The organism is Pseudomonas sp. efr-133-TYG-5, assembly GCF_030209175.1.
Classification (GTDB): Bacteria; Pseudomonadota; Gammaproteobacteria; order Pseudomonadales; family Pseudomonadaceae; genus Aquipseudomonas.
In genome coordinates, this window is the sequence record NZ_JARVSM010000001.1 from 392,713 (window position 1) to 411,843 (window position 19,131).

Sequence of the window (19,131 nt, forward strand, 5' to 3'; positions counted from 1 at the left end):
GGTTGCGAGCCGCACATTTTTGGCGCTTGGGCCATTTGGGGGGCATTTTGGAGCTTTTTCATCTCTGCCGATCACCGCTGCGGTCGAGCCGGCAGGCATGGGGCCAGAGCAGCTTCTGGACGCAGCGTCCAGGCTGTTGGGCAATAAAGGCGGGATTCATGCCAGACATGGCGCGCATTGTCGCATAAGTATTGCGGCAGTTGTATGGCGGTCGCTCACGAACCCTCGAGCGCACACCGTAGATTCGCCGGACAAAGAAAGGCCCGCGTGGGGAGCGCAGGCCGAAAGGAGCACGAAGGAGTTGAGTCCACCGTAGGCCCGTGGCTGTGAAAGGGATGTGAAATGGCGGTGATGCCATCGCGAAAGTGAGGCAGCATTCAATGCAGCGTCACGACCCGGCGGCTTTCGCCGATTCTGATGCGGTCCAGCGCACGGTTCAGCGCATCGAGGGCATCGAGCAAGGCCTTTGCCTCGGCTTCGCGACCATCGCCCCAAAGGCGCTCGGCCATTTTGTTCAGGGCCTGGATGGAGCGTTCGATGTCGGCGGCGGTGGTGGCAGCGGTGCCTGACGACGTTTTTCTGGGCATCGATCGAGCCTTTGGCTGGGCGGGGAGAGGTCTTTGACTGACAGCCGCGGGTATCAATGCCAACCGGCGTTCATACCTGGCCGAGCGTACATTCGCGGTTCAGCGGTAAGTCTACCGATCGGCCTCAAATCACGATACCGCGATGACATCCCGCCTGCTGTTTGGCGCAATCACGGGACAGTTTTTCACAGTTTAGGTTCACTATTGGTTACAAACTATGGCTAAAATGCCCTCCATTCACCCAGCGCCCTTGCCCGGCGCGGGCTCAAGGATGCGCCACCGAGACGCTGTTTTGTATTCAGACCACTGCCACAGACCTTGGCTCAGCCAGCCCGTCGTGCAGTTTGTTCACTTCTGACGTGTGACGATTTCCGTGAAACTCATCATTGCTGCTGTTTATGTCATTTCCATCGCATACGTTCACCTGCGCGGGCGCGTGCGGCACAAGTTGGGTCGGCAATTGAGCGACCACTCGACGTTCCTGGCGCCGATCAACTGCTTCCTTTATCTGTTCTCGAAAATGCCGAACAAGCCGTACCTCGATCCGGCGGATTTTCCCGACCTGAGCCCGTTGCAGCAGCATTGGGAAGAGATTCGCGCAGAAGGGCAGAACCTGCTGCGCGCCGGCGAAATCAAGCGCTCGAACCAGTACGACGATGTCGGTTTCAACTCGTTTTTCAAAACCGGCTGGAAGCGTTTCTACCTGAAGTGGTACGGCGACAGCCACCCTTCGGCGATGAAGCTGTGCCCGCGCACCACTGAACTGGTGCAGAGCATCGGCTCGATCAAGGCGGCGATGTTTGCCGAGTTGCCGCCCGGCTCGAAACTGGTGCGTCACCGCGATCCGTATGCCGGTTCCTATCGCTACCACCTGGGCCTGGACACGCCGAACGCCGCGGGTTGCTACATCAATGTCGACGGCGAGAACTACCACTGGCGCGATGGCGAAGCTGTGATGTTCGACGAGACCTACATCCACTACGCGGAAAACACCACCGATCAGAACCGCATCATCTTGTTCTGTGACATCGAACGGCCTATGAAATATCGCTGGGCGGCAGCGTTCAATGCCTGGTTCAGCCGTACCGTGATGTCTGCCGCCGGCGCACCCAACGATGCGGGCGACAAGACCGGTGGCATCAATCGCCTGTTCACCCGTATCTACAAGGTGCGTTTGCGCGGCAAAGAGCTGAAAAAGCGCAATCGTGCGCGTTACTACATGGAAAAGTGGGCGATTTTCGGTGGCCTGCTGGCCGTCTTCATTCTGATCTGATCTGATTGATTTCCCTGACGCCTTCACGGAGTTGCCCGTGAAGGCGCTGTTCGCCAGGCTCTTCGGTGCCACTCATTCCCCGGAGGCCTTCTTGGTCTTTTTCGCTGGCGCGGCCTTGCTGGTGGTCTTGGCCTTCGACTTGGCGGGTGCCTTGCCGCCGAGGCTGCGCTTGAGCAGTTCGGTCAAATCGATAACATCGGCGGTCTTGCGTTCTTCCTCGCCACCCACCGTCTCGACATCCTCGATCTTGCCTTCGTGGGCCTTTTTCTCCACCAGGGCCATGATCTTGTCCTCGAATTCGTCCTTGTAATCCTCAGGCTTCCAGTCGGCGCTCATGTCTTCCACCAGGCGCTTGGCCATGTCCAGCTCACCTTTGGCCAGTTGCGGCTTGGTCACTTCGCTGCCCAGCTCCAATTCGTCGAGGCCGCGCACCTCCTGCGGCCAGCGCAGCTTCACCAACACCAGCGCGGACTCCAGCGGCATCAGCGCTGCCAGGTACTGGCGCGTGTGCAGCACGACCCGGGCGAGGGCGACCTTGTTGGTCTTGCTCAGGGTTTCGCGCAACAGCGCGTAGACCTTGCCGCCGCGTTTGTCCGGTGCAAGGTAATACGGTGTGTCGATGTTCTGCAGCGGGATCTGCTCGCTGTCGACAAAGGAAAAGATGTCGATGGTCTGGGTGGAAACCGGGTGCGCAGAGCGGATTTCTTCCTCGCTGAGCACCACGTAGCGACCCTTTTCGTAGGCTACACCTTTGACAATGTGCTCTTTGGTGACTTCCTTGCCGGTGACCTTGTTGACCCGTTTGTAGCCCACCGGGTCCATGCTGCGGCTGTCGAGCCAGTCGAAGTCCACGCCTTGCGACGAGGTTGCCGAAACCAGCGCGACAGGGATGTGCACCAGCCCGAAACTGATTGCGCCTTTCCAGATTGCCCGAGCCATGTGCCGTTCTCCGAGTGATGATCAGGTGACTGGTGGCCCGGTGCAAAAGTTTCCGCCATTTGCCGGCGCGGCGGCGGGTGGTCAAGTCGTGTTACATCTTCCCGGCGCGCAACCGGTTAACAAATCCGAACCCTCGGCGTAGCGTGGACTCGAAGGCTCTATTCCACGTGCATCGACAGAGGCCGCCCATGAACCGTTTCCTGCTTGGCATCGCCGCCCTGATCCTCAGCGGCGGCGCGATGTGCGCCGAAAGCGTCGCACCGTCTCCGGCACTGTTTCTGGCGCAAAGTCCGACCGGCAACAGCAACAATCCCTACAACAGCCCGATCCGCCGGGCCAATCCCAACAGCATGCAGGGCACTCAGCCGGCGGCGCCGGTCATCCGCGGGCCGAACACAGTGCCGGTGCCTCGACAGCCCACCGTGGAAAACCGCGGCATCGGTAACGGCCAGGCGCCGCGCGCGGCACCCAGCACGCCACCGACCTTCATTCCCAACCCACCTTCGCGCAGTACCGACAGCAACCGTTGAGCGACCGCAGTCATCGCCGTCGCCCCCTCGAACGAACAGAAGGAATCGTGCATGTTGCGTAAAACCCTGCTGGCCAGCCTGTGTGCCGGCGCCCTGATCAGCTTTACCGTTCCCGCCCTGGCAGCCGCGCCCAAGGAATTGCAGAGCGAACAGGGCACGCTGGAAGTCACCACCCTGACCCAAGGCCTGGAGCATCCATGGGCCCTGGCGTTCCTGCCGGATCGCCAGGGCATGCTGGTGACCGAGCGCTCCGGTCATCTGCGCCTGGTCAGCGCCGATGGCAGCCTGTCTGCGCCGATCAGCGGTGTGCCGAAAGTCTGGGCCAAGGGGCAGGGCGGCTTGCTCGATGTGGCGCTGTCGCCGGACTTCAGGCAGGACCGACTGGTGTACCTGTCCTACGCCGAGGGCGGTGGCGCCGGCGACAAGGCCGGTACGGCGGTGGGGCGTGGGCGGCTGTCGGATGATCTGAAGACGATCAGTGATTTCACGGTGATCTTCCGTCAGGAGCCGAAACTGTCGGTTGGCAACCACTTCGGTTCGCGGCTGGTGTTCGACCGCGACGGTTACCTGTTCATCACCTTGGGCGAAAACAACGATCGGCCGACCGCGCAGGATCTCGACCAGTTGCAAGGCAAGGTCGTGCGAATCTTCCCCGACGGCAAGGTGCCGGATGACAACCCCTTCGTCGGCCAGTCCGGCGTGCGTCCGGAGATCTGGTCGTACGGCCACCGCAACCCGCAGGGCGCAGCGCTCAACCCGTGGACGGGTACGGTCTGGGAGAACGAGCACGGCCCGCGTGGTGGCGACGAAGTGAACATCATCGAGCGCGGCAAGAACTACGGCTGGCCGTTGGCGACTCACGGGATCAACTACTCCATGCAGCCGATTCCGGAAGCCAAGGGCAAAAGTGTCGAAGGCGCGGTCGATCCGCACCATGTGTGGGAGAAGTCACCCGGTGTCAGCGGCATGGCATTTTACGATGCCGATCGCTTCAAACCGTGGCAGCACAACGCATTCATTGGCGCATTGGTGAGCCAGGAGCTGATCCGCCTGCAGTTCGACGGTGACAAGGTCGTCCACGAGGAGCGCTTGCTCGGCGAACTCAACCAACGCATCCGCGACGTGCGTCAGGGGCCGGACGGCTATCTGTATGTGCTCACCGATGAGTCGAATGGCGCCTTGTACAAGCTAGGCCTGAAGTAACAGGGCACCGGCAGCGAGGGCGCCAATTCCTCGCTGCCCGCGCATTCAGGCGTTACGCACATACAGCACCACCGCCGCCCGCAGCTTGCCGCGGCCGAAGCGGCACATTTTATCGAATTCCCCATGACTGACCGGTACGTGCTGGCAGTCCATTGGCTGTCGATGCTGACTGTGGTCGACGTCCGGATCGTGCAGATAGACAAAGTCCTCGTCGCAATCGGTGACCAGCACCCAATGCGGTGACTTGGAGCGGGTCAGGCGATAGCTGCTGATCAGCACCAGCGGCTGTCCGCCGGCGGCGATCACCCGTGGCAAGTCCAGCGTCGGTCCAACGACCTCGGCAACATCGGTGTCGTGTAACTGTGCGGTGAATTCTTCATGGACCAGGCGCATGACGTCTTTTTTATGCGCATCGCGCACACCATCGAGAAACAGCGGCCCGGCCATGCTCAGCTGCAGGTGCACGCGAAAGCCTCGGCGCCACGCCGCCAGCGCCAGCCCTTGCGGACTGCAGCCGCCGTGGCCGGAGGTCATGAACACCGTCGTTGCTTCGCGCCACAGTTGCAGCTCTTCGCGCCGTTGCAGCGCCCGCTGCGGCTGCAGAGCGCCCATGGCCATCAGCAGACAGGCCGGGCCGCAGGTGAAGTCGGTGGTTTGCCGGTAGTAAGGCACGTGGCTGTTGCGCGAGTCACGGTGCTGCAAGATGCGCTTCTCCAGACGCAACGCATCGGCATGGTCTTCGTAGTAGTCCTGAATCAGGGCAAAACGTCGGTAGCCATTGCGCTCGTACAGGGCAATGGCGGCGGGGTTGTCGGTTCGCACTTCCAGGCGCAGGTACGCGCAGTCGTGCTCCAGGGCCGCGGCCTCGATCCGTTGCAGCAGTTGTTTGCCCAGGCCTTCACCACGCGCCTCGCTCGCAATGGCGATGGAATACAGCCGCGCCAGAGAGGTGCCGCGATGAAACAGTACCAGCGCATAGCCAAGCAATTGACCCGCGCGCTCGGCGACCAGCAACCGCGCGTGCGCCCGGGTAATCATCCACTGGAAACTGCGCCGGGTGAGCCGGTCCGTGGTGAAACAGTGCAGTTCCAGCGCCAGTAACGCCGGTAAGTCGTCCACTTGCGCCAAGCGAAAAACAGTACTCATATGACCGCCGTAAAAGTTGCGTAACGAAACGAGACTTTCGAAAAAGTTCGTGCTTAATAGAAAAGGTCTTGTTCTCCAACGGATCAATTTCTATGTCAGCGGTACAGGGTCATTGGCGCGAAGTATCCAAGCAAAGTTTGCCGGCGGCAACTTATTTGAATCCAGTCAGCAGGGCGTCAAGTCAAGTGTTGATTATTGTCGAACGCAAGGAGGACTGGGCCTCTTACTTTCCCAGTGAAGACATCGTCACCGCCCAGGAATACCTCGAACAGACGCGCGAGAGCGAGTCGGGCAAGCGCGTACAGGTCATCAATCTGTGCCGCAGCTACAAGTACCTGGGCCACGGTTACTATTGCTCCTTGCTGGCTGAAGCCCGTGGGCACAAGGTGATTCCGTCGGTGCGCACCATCAGCGATCTGACGAAGAAATCGCTTTACGGCCTGGCGCTGGATGACCTCGATAAGACCCTGGAAAAAGCCCTCAGCCATCATCTGTACAGCGATACCGAAGGTTTTACCCTGACACTTTATTTCGGCAGGACGCATATCGAGCCGTTGCAGGATCTGGCGCGACAGTTATTTGAAGTGTTTCCCTGTCCGATTCTGCTAGTTGAGTTTCGCCGAACTAACGGTTGGCATATCGAGGGCATAAAATCCGGTGCCCTGCACAAGTTGCGCGACGATCAGGAAGATCAGTTCGCCAATGCCCTGGACAGTTTCAGCCGTAAAGTCTGGCGCGTTCCACGATCGCCACAAGTGGCGCGTTACGACCTGGCCATCCTCCACGATCCGCAGGAAGCGCTGCCACCTTCCAATGCCAGGGCCCTGGAGAATTTCATCCGGGTCGGCAAAGGCATGGGCATCGACGTCGAGCTGATCGAGCGCAAGGATTACGCACGGCTGGCCGAATACGACGGCTTGCTGATCCGCGAAACCACCAGTGTCGACAACCACACTTATCGCTTCGCCAAGAAGGCCGAAAGTGAAGGGCTGGTGGTCATGGATGACCCGACGTCGATCCTGCGCTGTACCAACAAGGTCTACCTGACCGACTTGCTCAACAGTCATCAACTGGGCATGCCCGCCACGGAAATCCTCTACAAGGAGCGACCGGAAGACTTCGAGCGGGTTGGCGAGCGCCTCGGTTTTCCGCTGGTGCTGAAGATTCCCGACGGATGTTTTTCCCGTGGAGTGATCAAGGTCGAGAGCCAACAGGCCTTGCTCGAAGCCACCGCCGAACTGTTCGAACATTCGGTGTTGCTGCTGGCTCAGGAGTTCTTCTACACCGAGTACGACTGGCGTATCGGCGTGCTTAATCGCAAACCGATCTTCGCCTGCCAATACTTCATGTCCAAGGGCCACTGGCAAATCTACAACCATAAGGCCAAAGGCCAGGACATCAACGGCGAGTGCCGCACCCTGGCTGTTCACGAAGCACCCCGCGCGGTGGTCGAGCTGGCAGTGAAAACCGCCAACCTGATCGGCGACGGCCTCTACGGCGTCGATCTGAAACAGGCCGGCGACAAAGTGGTGGTCATCGAAGTCAACGACAACCCCAACCTCGACGCCGGCATTGAAGACGCTTACTTGCAGGACGATCTGTATTCCCTGGTGCTGGAGGAGTTCGTCCGGCGCCTGGAGCTCAAACGTCGCGGCCAGGCCTGGTGACGCGCCGATGATCAGCAGCTTCGCACTGAGCCATGGCGCGTTGCAGCGAGTCGAGCGACTCGATGCGCCGGTGATGTTGTTCAGTCATCCGGATGCCGCCGAGCGCGATTTGCTGCAGACACATTTCAAGGTCGACGAACACGCGCTGGCCTCGGCGCTGGACCCGGATGAAGTCTCGCGCATCGAGTTTCACCCCGACCACCTGTTCCTGATCTGGAAACGCCCGGAAAACTATTCCGGCGGCGGTAGCCTGGCGTTCGAGGTGTCGTCCTGCGGCCTGTTGTTCGCGCCGGGGCAACTGCTGGTGATTGCTACCGACGATACGCCGCTGCATGGCCTCGGCACACGGCAGCCGCTGAACACGCCATTGGATGTGCTGCTTGACCTGCTGTTCAACAACATCCATCACTATCTCGGGCACTTGAAGGTGATCAAACTGGTCGCCCGCGAGTTGCAGCAGAAATTCAACGCTTCGATGCAAAACCAGCATTTGGTGCAGATGTTCAACCTCAGTGAAAGCCTGATCTATTACATCAATGCGCTGCACAGCAACGGCGCAGTCCTCACCCGGCTGCGCAACCACGCGGAAAAACAACAGTTCAGCAGCGAGGCGCTGGGGTTGATCGATGACCTGATCATCGAGAACAACCAGTGCTACAAACAGGCGGAAATCTATTCCACGGTGTTTTCCGGCCTGATCGACGCGCGCGGCAACCTGATGAACAACAGCATGAACAATCTGCTGCGCAAGCTGACGTTGATCAACGTGGTGTTCCTGCCGCTGAACCTGATCGCGAGCATTGGCGGCATGTCGGAGTTCAGCATGATGACCGCCGGTACGCCGTGGTGGGTGTCATACCCGTTGTTTCTGGCCGCGATGCTGCTGGGGGCCGGCGGGATGCTGTTGGGGCTCAGGTGTCTGGCGAAGTAGCTTGTGCGAGTGATGAGCAGAGCGGCCAGCCTGCCGTTGTGACACAACATGAGCATTGACTTGCCAGCCGTCTGCGGGCTAATTTCCACTCCATGACTTCCACCGTATTGCGCTGCCAGCCAAGCATTATTACCGCCATTCCTCATTTGGCGGGCTAGCTCACGACTGCAGCACCCAACCCGCCCTAGAGGCGGGTTTTCACTTTCTGTCTCCGGGGTTTTGATCAAGCGTCAGGAGACGATCATGCCGTACACCCCCGAACAGCAAACCCTGCTCGAGCACTACGTAAAGAAGATCCTCGCCGCGCCGGTGTACGACGTCGCCGTGCGCACGCCGCTGCAAGCCGCTCCGGCCTTGTCCGAAACGCTGGGCAACCGCATTCTGCTCAAGCGTGAAGACCTGCAGCCGACGTTCTCCTTCAAGATTCGCGGTGCCTACAACCGCCTGGTGCAGTTGAGCGACGAGCAGAAAGCGCTTGGCGTGATCACCGCTTCGGCGGGCAATCACGCCCAGGGAGTGGCGCTGGCGGCGCGGGAGCTGGGAATCGCCGCGACCATCGTCATGCCGGCGACCACCCCTGAACTGAAAGTGCTCGGCGTGCGCAGTCGCGGCGCCGAGGCGTTGCTGCACGGCGCAAGCTTTCCATTTGCCCTGACGCATGCCCTGCAACTGGCCGTGCAGAGCGGGCGGACTTTCGTCTCCCCGTTCGATGATCCGGACGTGATCGCGGGGCAGGGCACCGTCGCCATGGAAATCCTGCGTCAGCATCAAGGGCCGCTGGACGCAATATTCGTCCCGGTGGGCGGTGGCGGATTGATCGCCGGTATCGCCGCGTACGTCAAATACCTGCGGCCGCAGGTACGGATCATCGGTGTCGAGTCGGAGCACTCGGCGTGCTTGCAGGCCGCCATGCAGGCCGGAGCGCGCGTGGTGCTGCCCGAAGTCGGCACATTCGCCGATGGGGTGGCGGTGGCGCAGATCGGCGCGTTCGGTTTTGAAGTCTGCCGCTTTTGTGTGGATGAGGTGATCACCGTCAGCAATGACGAGCTGTGCGCTGCGATCAAGAACATCTACGACGACACCCGCTCCATCACCGAACCTTCCGGTGCATTGGCGGTAGCCGGGATCAAGCAGTATGTGGCGCGAACCGCTGCACGCGGGCAAACCCTGGTAGCGATCGACTCGGGGGCGAACATCAATTTCGATAGCCTGCGCCATGTCGCCGAGCGCGCCGCGGCATGCGGCGTCCCGGCGTAATGGCGGTCAGGGCAGCAGCGGACGCAGGAAACTGCGTTCGTAGCTGACAATGAACTTCTTCTCCACCAGATCGGCCACCAGCGCGACGCTTTCCGGATCGGTCAGAGCGATATGGCGATAGCTTTCGTAGTCTGCCAGCGAGGGAAAACTGAACAGACAGTAGGCGATGTTGCTCGCGCCCTCGGAGGGCAGGAAGTAACCGTGATGGGTGCCGCCCAGTCGCTCGACGATGCCAAGCCATGCCTTGGCGTAGGCTTCGAACTCGGTCAACTGGTACGGATCGATCACGTATCTGACGTGGCAGGTGATCACATGCGACTCCTGTGCAGGTTATTCCTGAATGGCGGTGCCGACCTTGTCCGACGCCGACCAGATGCGGTAACGCACTTCGATGTCCTGCGGCGCGTAGATCACCAGCGGTAACTTGCTGTTGTAACGCAGCAAGAAGCCGTCACCCACGACGGGAACGAATTTGCGGGTTTTCTTGCCGTCGGGGCAGGCCATCATCGTACTCATCGGGCCGATGACCTTTTCCAGGCGATAGAACGGATAGCCCCAGCCCTCGAGGTTCTTCTCATCGAGAACACCACCCAGACGCTGGCGATTGCAATCGACCTCAAGCGTTTTGCCAGCGATTAGCTCGACCTTGAAGTTTTCTTCCTCAGACTGTTGCGGCAGATAGATCACCTGGCGGCTGAAGCCAGCCTCGGCTTTCGGATACGGCGCGGTATCTTCGAGTTTGGCCGCGTGGACAAGGGTGGACAGGCTGGCGATCAGCAGCCCGGTGGTCGCGTAGACGCGTAAAGAACCCATTGAAGCCTCCTGGCGGGTGTAATGTGGTTGCTGGGCATTCTTACCTTCACGGGTAACGAATGCAAACCAGCGTCGAGTTGCAAATTGCAGTGTCCAGCAGGGCGCTTCTTGCATTTTGCAAATAGCAAAATAATGGCCAAGCCGCCAAGTGCCTGATTTTATTAGGGTCGAAATGACCCGATGAAAGGCATGTTTTATGCGTCTGTTTGGTGCAGCGCACCGGGTTCGGGCGCCTACACTCCAATGGGCATCTCGCCGTACAACTGCTTGCCGCGTCCAGGGAAACAACGGGGGCACACCCGTGAAGGGGCAGCAACAGCGGTGAATACTTGATTGGCAGTCTCACAGTAAGGAGAGGGTTCGCCATGTTTCTGTCTGCCTTGGAACTTCGTAACATCATTGAAAGCAGTTTTCTGCCGAAACGCTGCCAGTGCACGCTGTCGCCAGACTTGTCGATGACCGTAAAAGTCTTCGGCGATCACCAGACCGATCAGGTCGAGTTGCAGGTCAGTGGCATTGATGCCAGTCATTTGAACGGCTGTCGCGAGATCAACGAATTGATCGCGGGGCTGCGTTCCGACCTGGCCCAGCAAGCCACACCGCATCACTACAGTCCGCGATCCAGAGCCATTTAACCGACCGTTTCAGTCAGTTCGACCGTCACGCGCCGGGCCTGCACATAACCAAGGCCCAGCGCGAGCTCGACCAGCACCGCGAGCAGAATCCCGGGGCCGGCATGACCGTTGAGCCATTCTGCAAAACCCAGCATCGCCAATCCGAAACAACCGACGATAAACCCGCTGCTCAGGGCGTTTCGCGCCATCGACGGCGGTGCATTGCGCACCAGATAGAACATCACGCCCAACGCCGCGAACAGCACCGCACTGCGGCGTGCGACAAACCCTGCCGCGCTCGAATACTCGATGCTCCAGATCGCCAGCAACCCGTCTGGCAAAAAGCCCCAGACCAGGGCCAGCAAGAAACACAGAGAAGAAGTGATGCCCGACAACGTGCGAAATGACAACTGCATGGCGAGTCCTTGCGGCAGTAAGAAGAGTCCCGAGCATACCCGCGCAGCCCCCTCTACGCCTACCGCAAAGCCGCAAATCAGAGCTTTCCTTCAGTTTTGATAACTGCACGCGTCAGACAATTTCCGATAGCTGATCTCCTCGGGTTTTCCAGTGTTGTCGATGTACTTCATATCGGCAGTGACCACCTTGCAATCCAGCGTCTGCGGCTCGGTCAACGACACCACCTTCGCCACATGCAGCGGCATGCCGTACTGGTAGGGAACGGCTTTGGAGGTCCCGGCGGTGTCATTGGCCTGAGCCAGGCCAGTGAAGGCAGTGCAGGCGAGGGTGGTGGTGAGCAGAAGCGTGCGAATATTCATGAATCTGACTCCCGTGCGACGGAATGAGCGTTCGGCGCAATACCGCCGAACCTGCCGCACTCGGCGTCAGCCCGGGGCTGAGGTGTGCGGTTCAGTAGAGTCTTTGACCACGGCGTTAAGCGAGGGTTAACCGGGCTGAACGCCGACTGTCTGGGCGGGGATTGTTTCGAAGGGCGTCTCGGCGAATTCCATCGGGAATAACTTTCCGATCGATGAGGACGCGAAGCTCAGTGCAGAAGTTGCTATTTCAGATCAATGACTTTGAATCCTTTTTCATCGGGCGCCGTATTCATTCCTTTGGGTTCCTCCGACTGGCCTTTTGGGGTGATGTAGTCGTAGACGATAAATTTTTCGGGAATTTCATAGCCTTCGTTGGGGATGACCAGCCGCATATTTCGAGCATTCAGGTACAGAAAGACCGGCAGGGCCTTTTCGGCAAAATCAATGCGCTCCAGCGTTCCGCTCTCTGGATTCTTGCGTAAAGCGGCGCCCTTCAAGTAGGGAGAACCATAGTTCATGGCGTATATCAAACCGGAGCCCGTGCATTTTGCCAATGCAATTTCACCTACGAAATCCGAGTCGGGAATGTCAGTGAAGGCACTTTCTGTCTGGTTGTCGATTTTGACGAACAGTCGCTTCCCGTCCTCACTTGAAGTGGACAAAAGTGAAGCAGTGGTTCCATCTGAAAGCGGGCAATCCAGTAGCGCTGTCTTCGTTTCAGCAAAAGCAGGAAGACACGCGAGCGCAAAAATGAGACTAAACCAAAACTTTTTTATTTCTTGATTACCAAGAGCCATACGGCACGCCGAATTTATCAACATAGGCTTTCGACACTGCGGAAAGTGGCCGATGCTTTCCTCCGGACTCTCCTTCGTAAGGACCGCGTGGATCAATTTCAGCTTGAACTCGAGTAATTTCAACGGGGGGCAGGCATGGGCCGAGAGCCCAGAGTTTGGCAACGCCACCTGGAGCAAGTCCGATGACCAAAGCTTCTCGATAAGCAGCAATCCATTTTCCATCGGCAGCGCAGTAGGCTTGCTCCTCTTTTCGCATGACTTCCCTAGCCGACTCAGGGACGTCTATGCTCATCTGATAGGTTTGAGGTTCAACCAAGGACTGCCACCGGACGTAGATTTTTTTGGGGAGGTCTGCGCCTGTGACATATTTCCCTTTGCCCCAACCGGGTTTTACCGGCCAGCCCTTTGGATCTCCTGAATTGCCAGGAGGATTTTGTATTGCTGCATTACCGCTCATCGCGCGCCTGTAAACTTGGCCTTTGATGTCTACAACGTCAGCCGTCTCGATCCAGACCTCCATATAGCTTGGGGACGAAAAACCCAAGCGCCACGCTTCATAAGGTAGTGATGCGCTATGTGCGAAATTGAAAATTCCAAGAAAAAATAGAATGAAGGTGGTTTTTAAACAGTAGTTATTCATTAGGATGAACCGTTCTCAGATTGTTGTCCGTAGGACGATTAATGAATAGAACTTCCAAATCGCTATTGTTCATTCCTTTAGCAGCATTCCAGTTGTCGGACAAGTGGACGTAGCGTTGAAAAAGAAGCTCCTCTTGCTGAGCAGTCAATCCTGCGGTTGGGCTTTTGCCTAATGCATAGCTCATCAGTTTTTCAGAGATTGGGAGCAACTCGCTCGGTAGCGCAAGTCTCGGCTCCCCTTCGTCAATCTCATCAAACGGTACATCGTTATCAACGGCTAGTTGCCTCATGATTCGCAAATAGATCAAGGAGAGATCGCTGCGAACCTCACGCTGACTGCTCACAGCCGCATAAACGTGTTTTTTTGGTGTTCGATCATCTCTTTCCCTGCTGGTGAAGGGGACTTCCCAAGTGCGCAGCTCAAGAGGAAGGTTGTATTGGGCCATTTGATCCTGCAAGCGTCGCAAATCCTGTTGTGCAAGTTTGTAGCTATTAGCCTCAGAAATCGGTGTTGAACGGTCAACATCGCTCCGGCGTGGTTTGCTGACCAGTACGCGCTCCACTGCTTTGGGAAGATATCCGCCCCCCAGATCAGAATGCACGCCTGGCATGACGATGTCGGCTGACCCTGCGCTATTCAAAGAGAAGTTGTAACGGCGCTCATTTCTCGCGACCAGGTGAACAATTTTCTTGGCGATTCCGGGAGGCAGGTAAATATTGATGCCTGGGTTTCTGGCGTTATGGCCCGTGAAGTCCCCAACCAAGGGATTCGCAATGGCCGCCACAGTGTCGTAGATTCCGATGAAGTTGATTGAGACATCTGTCTTGGGTCGCCATTTGAACGCGTCGGTCAGTACTGGCGAACCAGCAGGCAGAGCCTTGGCAAGAAGGCTCTCTTGCCCTTTCATCACCTCGTTTGCAAAGTCCCTCGCAGCGGCAGAACCACGACTGAATCCAAAAATATCGAATTGAATTTCCTTAATGCGCTTATCTGGATTGTTACTTTGGAAGGCTCGGATCGCTTTTAAAATTTGTTGGGGGGTTTCTTCAACTCGTGTCCTGACCCCTTGGGCACCAAGTCCCGTGCCTTGTGAATAAACAGAGTCTTCAGCGGTGCTGCTTGTCCCGATTCCGTCGACGTAGATTGGCATGCTCGCCATTTCCGCATCTGCGGGAATTTCTTCGACCGACTGATCTATATACAGCTCATAAAGTCTGGCCACATTGCTGACGTCATTACCATAGCTGTTGTCCGGCGAACTTCCCTTGCCGTCATAACCGTAAGAAGCGCAAAACTTGCGAATTTCTTCCGCCACGTCTTGCAGGTTTACGTCTGGCGCAAAGCAACCATAGACACGTTCGCTGTTACTACGGTTATTACCAGTTCCGTCGAAGAACATACCTAGCCGAAGGGTGATGTCTTCAATTTCTACTTCTTCCTCTTCTTCTTCGAGCGTATCTTCCGCGGTAGTGGGCATAGTCTTGGTTGGTGCGACCTCAGGTGCTGCACTGAATTTTCCGATTGGAGGTGCACTAAGGAGGTTACCTTTTGCGTCTGCCGCCGCAAGTGCAGGAGTGAGAGGTGTCAAGATCGCGATCCCGGAACCCACACCCGGCCCACCGCCGGAATTGACCTTGACCTGCGCACCACTGATGGTCACGCCACCGGCATCGACCTTGACGAAGCTGCCGCCAGCCTTGGCGGTCAGTTCCATGCCGGCGTCCACGACGACTTTTTCGCCGGCGTGGTAATGAATTTCCGTGCCGGCCTCGACGAACTGCGCGGTGCCCACTTTCAGGTGACGGGTCACGCCCACCGTGAGGTGGTCGTCGGCGCGGGTTTCGGTTTTGCGGTCGAGGTGGGTGATGCGGTGTTCTTCCACCCTGAACTCGCTCAGGGTGTTGGCCTCGACCGTGTCATGCCGCTCATTGCCGATGCGGATCTTCTGGTCGTGCTCGATGTTTTCGTCCCAATCGCGCTGGGCGTGGAGGTAGATCTGCTCCACGCCCTTTTTGTCTTCGATGCGAAATTCGTTGTAGCCCTTGCCGCCCGGGGAGCTGAGGGTCTTGAAGGTGCTGCGGGTCTTGTTCGCCGGCAGGTCGTAGGGGACGACGTTTTCCTTGTGGTACAGGCAGCCGGTGACCAGCGGCTGGTCGGGATCGCCTTCAAGGAAGGTGACCAGCACTTCCATGCCCACGCGCGGGATGGCGATGCCGCCGTAGGCACTGCCGGCCCAGCCGCTGGCGACGCGCAGCCAGCAGGTGGTCTGGTCGTTGGCCTGGCCGTCGCGATCCCAGTGGAACTGCACCTTGACCCGGCCGTACTCGTCGCAGTGGATTTCTTCACCGGGCGGGCCGGTGACGATGGCGGTCTGGCTGCCGAGGACCTTGGGTTTCGGGTGCTCGAGGGCAGGGCGGTAGTGCGCGTCCCACGGGGTGGCGAGGAAGCTGTTGCGGTAGCCCTGGTGGAAATCGCTTTTGTTGTCGGTGACGTCGCTGGTGACGTTCTCGCCCAGCACCTGCGGCTGTTTGCCTTCGTGGAAGACTTCCAGCAGCAGCCACAGGTCGTTCCACTCGGCGCGCGGGTGTTCGGCCAGGGTCAGGAAGTGGCCGCTGGTCAGGGTCGGTTCGTCACCTTTGCCTTCGGCGAGTTTGTAGTCGCTGCGATGGCGTTCCAGGGCGCGGGTGGAGAGGAACTTGCCGCGCTCGCGGGTGGTGAAGCGGCCGGGGTAATCGTAATCCTCGAGGTCCGGGGCGAACGCGGACTTGGCCGCGCCTTCGGGGAGGATCTTCGGTTTCTCGAAGTCGTAATCGCGACGACTGACGCGGCTGGTGCGGGTTTCCAGGCGCAGGTTGAAGCGCTTGATCACCGGTTTGTCGGCGCTCATGCCGGAGTCTTGCTGGTAGCTCACGGCCTTGAGTTTGCGGAATACCGTCTGATCGTCGCCGAACACCAGTTTGTGCCCGCTGCTGCTGTGCTGGAAGTGGAAGTGAATGCCTTCCTCTTCGCACAGGCGCTGGATGAAATGCAGGTCGGACTCGTCGTACTGCACACAGTACTCGCGCTCGGGGTACTCGGCGTTGAGCTGGAAGCTGTAGGCGTCGGCCAGAATGCCGCGGTCTTCCAGCACCTGGGCGATGATCTTCGGCACGCTCAGGTGCTGGAAGATCTGCTGGTCATGGTTGTGCCGCAGGTAGGCCAGTTGCGGCACCAGGCTCAGGCTGTAGCGGGTCAGGGTCTTGCCGGAGTCGCCTTGCTCGATGCGATAGACCAGGCCGTGGATCTTGCCTTCGCCGGTGGCGCCGAAGGTCAGCACGCCGGGCTTGTGCAGCAGTTCTTCGAGCTTGAGGTCGGGACGCGCGCTGACCAGTTCGAGGTCGAAACGGAAGGGTTGGTTGAGGGCTTCGCGACCGGTGAAGCTGAGAACCTGCAGGTCGGCGTTGGTGCCTTCGAGGGTAAGGGTAATGTGGGTAGCGTTGGCGTCCAGCATGCCTTGAATTCCGTCCATTGAATAAGCAGGGGACGGATGTTGCAGGATTCGTCGATTTCGTACAACCCGCAGAAGGCGTAGGCAATGACCGTCGCGGGACTAGGGAAAACCCTTAGATAGAGCGTTTCGCCCCGTAAAATCAGGCATTCGCCGGCAATCGGCTGACACACGTGTTGCCCGCAGACCCGACCGCACGCACAAGAACAATCAGTCAGTTTCAGACTAAAGTCGTCTTTGGCCCGTCAAAGCCATCTGCCATCATTGCTGTTCACCCCCGCGTGTTTCACTTCCTCCTGGCTCAGCATTGAGCCGGGACGGGAGCTATTTTTTTGGCTTATTGCGCCACTGCGCAAACGCTGTTCGGTTGGAGTTTTTCATGCGTCCCCCATTTCCCCTTGTCACCCCGCGCCAGTCGTTCGGCGTCGGCGCCGTACTGCTGTGCGTCGGCGTTAGCGTTCCGGCCCAGGCCAGCGGTTTTCTAGAAGACACCACGGCGAAGATCGAATCGCGCACGGTGTACTTCAATCGCGATTTTCGTGATGGCCACACCGCCAGCGACCAGGGCGCGTCCAAGCGCGAAGAGTCGGCGCAGGGCTTTATTCTCAACCTGCAATCGGGGTACACCGAGGGCACCGTCGGTTTCGGCATCGACGCCCTGGGCATGCTCGGTCTTCAGCTCGACTCCAGCCCTGATCGTAGCAACAGCGGCTTGCTGCCATCCAGCGGCGAGAACCCGCGCGGCTCGAAGGGGCAGTACGCGAAAATGGGCCTGACCGCCAAGGTCAAAGTCTCGGACACGGTGTTGAAGTACGGCGCGCTGCTGCCGGATCTGCCGCTGCTCAAGTACAACGATGGGCGCCTGCTGCCGACCCTGTTCAACGGCGCGCTGCTGACCTCCAGGGAGATCAAGGACTTGACCTTCATGGCGGCACGTCTGGACAACTACACCGCTCGCGATTCCACCGACTCGCAGGACATCCGGGTGCACTGCAAGAACAAGCGTTACGCGTGCAACATCACTGCCGATCACTTCGACATGTACGGCTTCGATTACAAGATCAACGATCGCCTGACGGCGCAGTATCACTACGCGGAGCTGGAGGACATCTACCGTCAGCACTTCATCGGCCTGCTGGCCAATCAGCCGCTGGGTGAAGGCGTGTTGAAAGCCGATCTGCGGGTACTGAAAAGCGCTGACAGCGGCGACGCCCGTGCCGGCTCCATCGACAACCGCGCGTTGAGCGGCATGCTCTCGTACGGCATCAGCGGCCACACGTTCAGCGCCGGGTGGCAGCGCATGAACGGCGACAACTCGATGCCGTACCTCGATGGCAGCAACCCATATCTGGTCAACTACGTGCAGGTCAACGACTTCGCCGCCGCGCAGGAGCGCTCCTGGCAACTGCGTTACGACTATGACTTCAAAGCCATCGGCATCAACGGCCTGAGCTTCCTGACCCGCTATGTGAACGGTGACCACATCAAGGTCCCGGGCAGCGATCAGGAAGGCAAGGAGTGGGAACGCGACAGCGAGTTGAAGTACGAGATCCAGACGGGCACGTTCAAGGATGTCAGCCTGCGTCTGCGCAATGCGACTTACCGCAGCAACTATGAAAAATTTGCGCGGGATGTGGATGAGACCCGGTTGATTGTCAGTTACAACTTTTCGCTGTTGTAACTGTTGGAGCAGCTGTGTCTGCAGGAGCGCTTTCGCGAGCAAGCCCGCTCCCACCGGGGATCAGTTCCGAGCACAAAATCTGTGTTCGCGGATGACCCTCGGTGGGAGCGGGCTTGTTCGCGAAGGCGTCTTTACAGACTCACCTACAACCAATGCCAGAACCGGCTCCAGAAACCGCGATTCAGGTCGTTCTTGCACCCGGCGTATTGCTGGGCATAGACGTTGGAACGGTTCTGCACCTTGCTTGCGGCGCCCATCAGCCAGGCCTTGCTGGCAAAGGTCCGCTGTCGATAACCGCCCCAGCCTTCGTGGTAGTTGAGGTACTGGTTGTAGGCATCGTACTTGTAGACGCCGTTGATCGAAGTGGTCTTGTCCATGTACCAGCCAACGAAATCGATGGCGTCATCGAAGTCTTCGCGGTCGGCGCCGTGGCGGCCGGTGCTCTTCTGATAATCAGCCCACACCTCATCCTTGGCTTGCGCGTAGCCCGACGCGGTGGAAACCCGACCCCACGGAATCACCCACAACAGGTATTTGCGTGGCGTCTTGGCGTCGTAGCGATAGCCGGACTCCTGGTACATGATCGCGAACGGCACCTGGATCGGTACGCCCCAGCGCTTCTGCGTGACTTGCGCCGCGTCGTACCAGTCGCTTTTTTCCCGGAAGATCTCGCAGATGTCCTCAGGGGAACGCGGCGGCGAGGTGCCGCAGCCAGTCAGAAGTGCCGCCAGTGTAAAAAGTCCAACCGTCCGCCGCGAATTCAAAAGCCGTCATCCCGTCATGCGCAAAA

General features: G+C 58.7%; 18 protein-coding genes and 1 pseudogene. 8 read left to right on the forward strand and 11 right to left on the reverse strand.

The annotated features are described in order from the left end of the window. Positions 1-377: 377 nt before the first annotated feature. The gene (locus QRN70_RS01770; protein WP_285415500.1) at positions 378-587 is read right to left on the reverse strand and encodes a hypothetical protein; all 210 of its coding nucleotides are present in this window, start codon (positions 585-587) and stop codon (positions 378-380) included. 373 nt (positions 588-960) lie between these two features. Here QRN70_RS01770 and lpxO point away from each other — a divergent pair, with 373 nt between their 5' ends. Continuing rightward, a complete protein-coding gene (lpxO, locus tag QRN70_RS01775) occupies positions 961-1,860 on the forward strand; it encodes a lipid A hydroxylase LpxO (protein ID WP_285415501.1) in 900 nt (299 codons plus the stop codon). Between the two features lie 72 nt (positions 1,861-1,932). On the opposite strand, the gene ku is transcribed toward lpxO, so the two are convergent. After that, positions 1,933-2,799, reverse strand: a complete 867-nt coding sequence (gene ku, locus QRN70_RS01780; protein ID WP_285415502.1) for a non-homologous end joining protein Ku — start codon at positions 2,797-2,799, stop codon at positions 1,933-1,935. Positions 2,800-2,987: 188 nt separating this feature from the next. Between ku and QRN70_RS01785 the strand changes: the two genes are divergently transcribed. Both QRN70_RS01785 and QRN70_RS01790 read left to right on the forward strand, forming a co-directional pair. Beyond that, positions 2,988-3,329: a hypothetical protein gene (locus QRN70_RS01785; protein WP_285415503.1), complete on the forward strand. Its 342-nt coding sequence runs from the start codon at positions 2,988-2,990 to the stop codon at positions 3,327-3,329. A 51-nt stretch (positions 3,330-3,380) separates the two neighbouring features. After that, complete coding sequence (locus tag QRN70_RS01790; protein ID WP_285415504.1) at positions 3,381-4,532, forward strand: PQQ-dependent sugar dehydrogenase; 1,152 nt, start codon at positions 3,381-3,383, stop codon at positions 4,530-4,532. A 45-nt stretch (positions 4,533-4,577) separates the two neighbouring features. Here the strand turns inward: QRN70_RS01790 and rimI are convergent, their stop codons facing one another. After that, positions 4,578-5,678, reverse strand: a complete 1,101-nt coding sequence (rimI, locus tag QRN70_RS01795; protein ID WP_285415505.1) for a ribosomal protein S18-alanine N-acetyltransferase — start codon at positions 5,676-5,678, stop codon at positions 4,578-4,580. Positions 5,679-5,770: 92 nt separating this feature from the next. Here rimI and QRN70_RS01800 point away from each other — a divergent pair, with 92 nt between their 5' ends. The 3 genes and pseudogenes from QRN70_RS01800 to ilvA form a co-directional block, all read left to right on the forward strand. Then, the gene (locus QRN70_RS01800) at positions 5,771-7,345 is read left to right on the forward strand and encodes a RimK family ATP-grasp domain-containing protein (protein ID WP_285415506.1); all 1,575 of its coding nucleotides are present in this window, start codon (positions 5,771-5,773) and stop codon (positions 7,343-7,345) included. A 7-nt stretch (positions 7,346-7,352) separates the two neighbouring features. Beyond that, on the forward strand, positions 7,353-8,276 hold the full coding sequence (locus QRN70_RS01805) for a magnesium transporter CorA family protein (RefSeq protein ID WP_285415507.1): 924 nt from the start codon (positions 7,353-7,355) through the stop codon (positions 8,274-8,276). Positions 8,277-8,519: 243 nt separating this feature from the next. Beyond that, a pseudogene (gene ilvA, locus QRN70_RS01810) lies at positions 8,520-9,509 on the forward strand (threonine ammonia-lyase, biosynthetic); the annotation flags it as partial. A 30-nt stretch (positions 9,510-9,539) separates the two neighbouring features. Here the strand turns inward: ilvA and QRN70_RS01815 are convergent. Together QRN70_RS01815 and eco are read right to left on the reverse strand one after the other, a co-directional pair. Next, positions 9,540-9,845, reverse strand: coding sequence for an NIPSNAP family protein (locus QRN70_RS01815; RefSeq protein ID WP_285415508.1), 306 nt, complete (start codon positions 9,843-9,845; stop codon positions 9,540-9,542). Positions 9,846-9,863: 18 nt separating this feature from the next. After that, positions 9,864-10,346, reverse strand: a complete 483-nt coding sequence (eco, locus tag QRN70_RS01820) for a serine protease inhibitor ecotin (RefSeq protein WP_285415509.1) — start codon at positions 10,344-10,346, stop codon at positions 9,864-9,866. Positions 10,347-10,711: 365 nt separating this feature from the next. On the opposite strand from eco, the gene QRN70_RS01825 reads away from it, so the two are divergent. Next, entirely contained in the window at positions 10,712-10,981 is a 270-nt protein-coding gene (locus tag QRN70_RS01825) for a DUF1652 domain-containing protein (RefSeq protein WP_285415510.1), read from the forward strand. On the opposite strand, the gene QRN70_RS01830 is transcribed toward QRN70_RS01825, so the two are convergent. The 5 genes from QRN70_RS01830 to tssI form a co-directional block, all read right to left on the reverse strand. After that, the gene (locus QRN70_RS01830; RefSeq protein ID WP_285415511.1) at positions 10,978-11,376 is read right to left on the reverse strand and encodes a hypothetical protein; all 399 of its coding nucleotides are present in this window, start codon (positions 11,374-11,376) and stop codon (positions 10,978-10,980) included. The genes QRN70_RS01825 and QRN70_RS01830 overlap by 4 nt on opposite strands. 90 nt (positions 11,377-11,466) lie before the next feature. Then, positions 11,467-11,736: a DUF2790 domain-containing protein gene (locus QRN70_RS01835; RefSeq protein WP_285415512.1), complete on the reverse strand. Its 270-nt coding sequence runs from the start codon at positions 11,734-11,736 to the stop codon at positions 11,467-11,469. 242 nt (positions 11,737-11,978) lie between these two features. Continuing rightward, positions 11,979-12,533: a hypothetical protein gene (locus QRN70_RS01840; RefSeq protein WP_285415513.1), complete on the reverse strand. Its 555-nt coding sequence runs from the start codon at positions 12,531-12,533 to the stop codon at positions 11,979-11,981. Next, a complete protein-coding gene (locus QRN70_RS01845) occupies positions 12,520-13,173 on the reverse strand; it encodes a DUF2931 family protein (protein WP_285415514.1) in 654 nt (217 codons plus the stop codon). Before QRN70_RS01845 ends, QRN70_RS01840 begins: the two co-directional genes overlap by 14 nt. Further along, positions 13,166-16,663 (reverse strand): type VI secretion system tip protein TssI/VgrG, encoded by a 3,498-nt coding sequence (gene tssI / locus QRN70_RS01850; protein WP_285415515.1) that lies wholly within the window; start codon positions 16,661-16,663, stop codon positions 13,166-13,168. The genes QRN70_RS01845 and tssI overlap by 8 nt, the downstream gene beginning before the upstream one ends. Before the next feature lie 376 nt (positions 16,664-17,039). Here tssI and QRN70_RS01855 point away from each other — a divergent pair, with 376 nt between their 5' ends. Beyond that, positions 17,040-18,341, forward strand: coding sequence for an OprD family porin (locus tag QRN70_RS01855; RefSeq protein WP_285415516.1), 1,302 nt, complete (start codon positions 17,040-17,042; stop codon positions 18,339-18,341). A gap of 143 nt (positions 18,342-18,484) precedes the next feature. Here the strand turns inward: QRN70_RS01855 and QRN70_RS01860 are convergent, their stop codons facing one another. Then, positions 18,485-19,105: a transglycosylase SLT domain-containing protein gene (locus tag QRN70_RS01860; RefSeq protein WP_285415517.1), complete on the reverse strand. Its 621-nt coding sequence runs from the start codon at positions 19,103-19,105 to the stop codon at positions 18,485-18,487. Positions 19,106-19,131: the final 26 nt, after the last annotated feature.

Bases quoted from the DNA above. Each gene is read 5' to 3' on its own strand.
- ku (WP_285415502.1), bottom strand. From the start codon at position 2,799: ATGGCTCGGGCAATCTGGAAAGGCGCAATCAGTTTCGGGCTGGTGCAC.
- QRN70_RS01825 (WP_285415510.1), top strand. From the start codon at position 10,712: ATGTTTCTGTCTGCCTTGGAACTTCGTAACATCATTGAAAGCAGTTTT.
- QRN70_RS01805 (WP_285415507.1), top strand. From the start codon at position 7,353: ATGATCAGCAGCTTCGCACTGAGCCATGGCGCGTTGCAGCGAGTCGAG.
- tssI (WP_285415515.1), bottom strand. From the start codon at position 16,663: ATGCTGGACGCCAACGCTACCCACATTACCCTTACCCTCGAAGGCACC.
- QRN70_RS01800 (WP_285415506.1), top strand. From the start codon at position 5,771: ATGTCAGCGGTACAGGGTCATTGGCGCGAAGTATCCAAGCAAAGTTTG.
- eco (WP_285415509.1), bottom strand. From the start codon at position 10,346: ATGGGTTCTTTACGCGTCTACGCGACCACCGGGCTGCTGATCGCCAGC.
- QRN70_RS01835 (WP_285415512.1), bottom strand. From the start codon at position 11,736: ATGAATATTCGCACGCTTCTGCTCACCACCACCCTCGCCTGCACTGCC.
- QRN70_RS01790 (WP_285415504.1), top strand. From the start codon at position 3,381: ATGTTGCGTAAAACCCTGCTGGCCAGCCTGTGTGCCGGCGCCCTGATC.
- QRN70_RS01770 (WP_285415500.1), bottom strand. From the start codon at position 587: ATGCCCAGAAAAACGTCGTCAGGCACCGCTGCCACCACCGCCGCCGAC.
- QRN70_RS01840 (WP_285415513.1), bottom strand. From the start codon at position 12,533: ATGGCTCTTGGTAATCAAGAAATAAAAAAGTTTTGGTTTAGTCTCATT.
- QRN70_RS01785 (WP_285415503.1), top strand. From the start codon at position 2,988: ATGAACCGTTTCCTGCTTGGCATCGCCGCCCTGATCCTCAGCGGCGGC.
- QRN70_RS01855 (WP_285415516.1), top strand. From the start codon at position 17,040: ATGCGTCCCCCATTTCCCCTTGTCACCCCGCGCCAGTCGTTCGGCGTC.
- QRN70_RS01830 (WP_285415511.1), bottom strand. From the start codon at position 11,376: ATGCAGTTGTCATTTCGCACGTTGTCGGGCATCACTTCTTCTCTGTGT.
- QRN70_RS01845 (WP_285415514.1), bottom strand. From the start codon at position 13,173: ATGAATAACTACTGTTTAAAAACCACCTTCATTCTATTTTTTCTTGGA.
- rimI (WP_285415505.1), bottom strand. From the start codon at position 5,678: ATGAGTACTGTTTTTCGCTTGGCGCAAGTGGACGACTTACCGGCGTTA.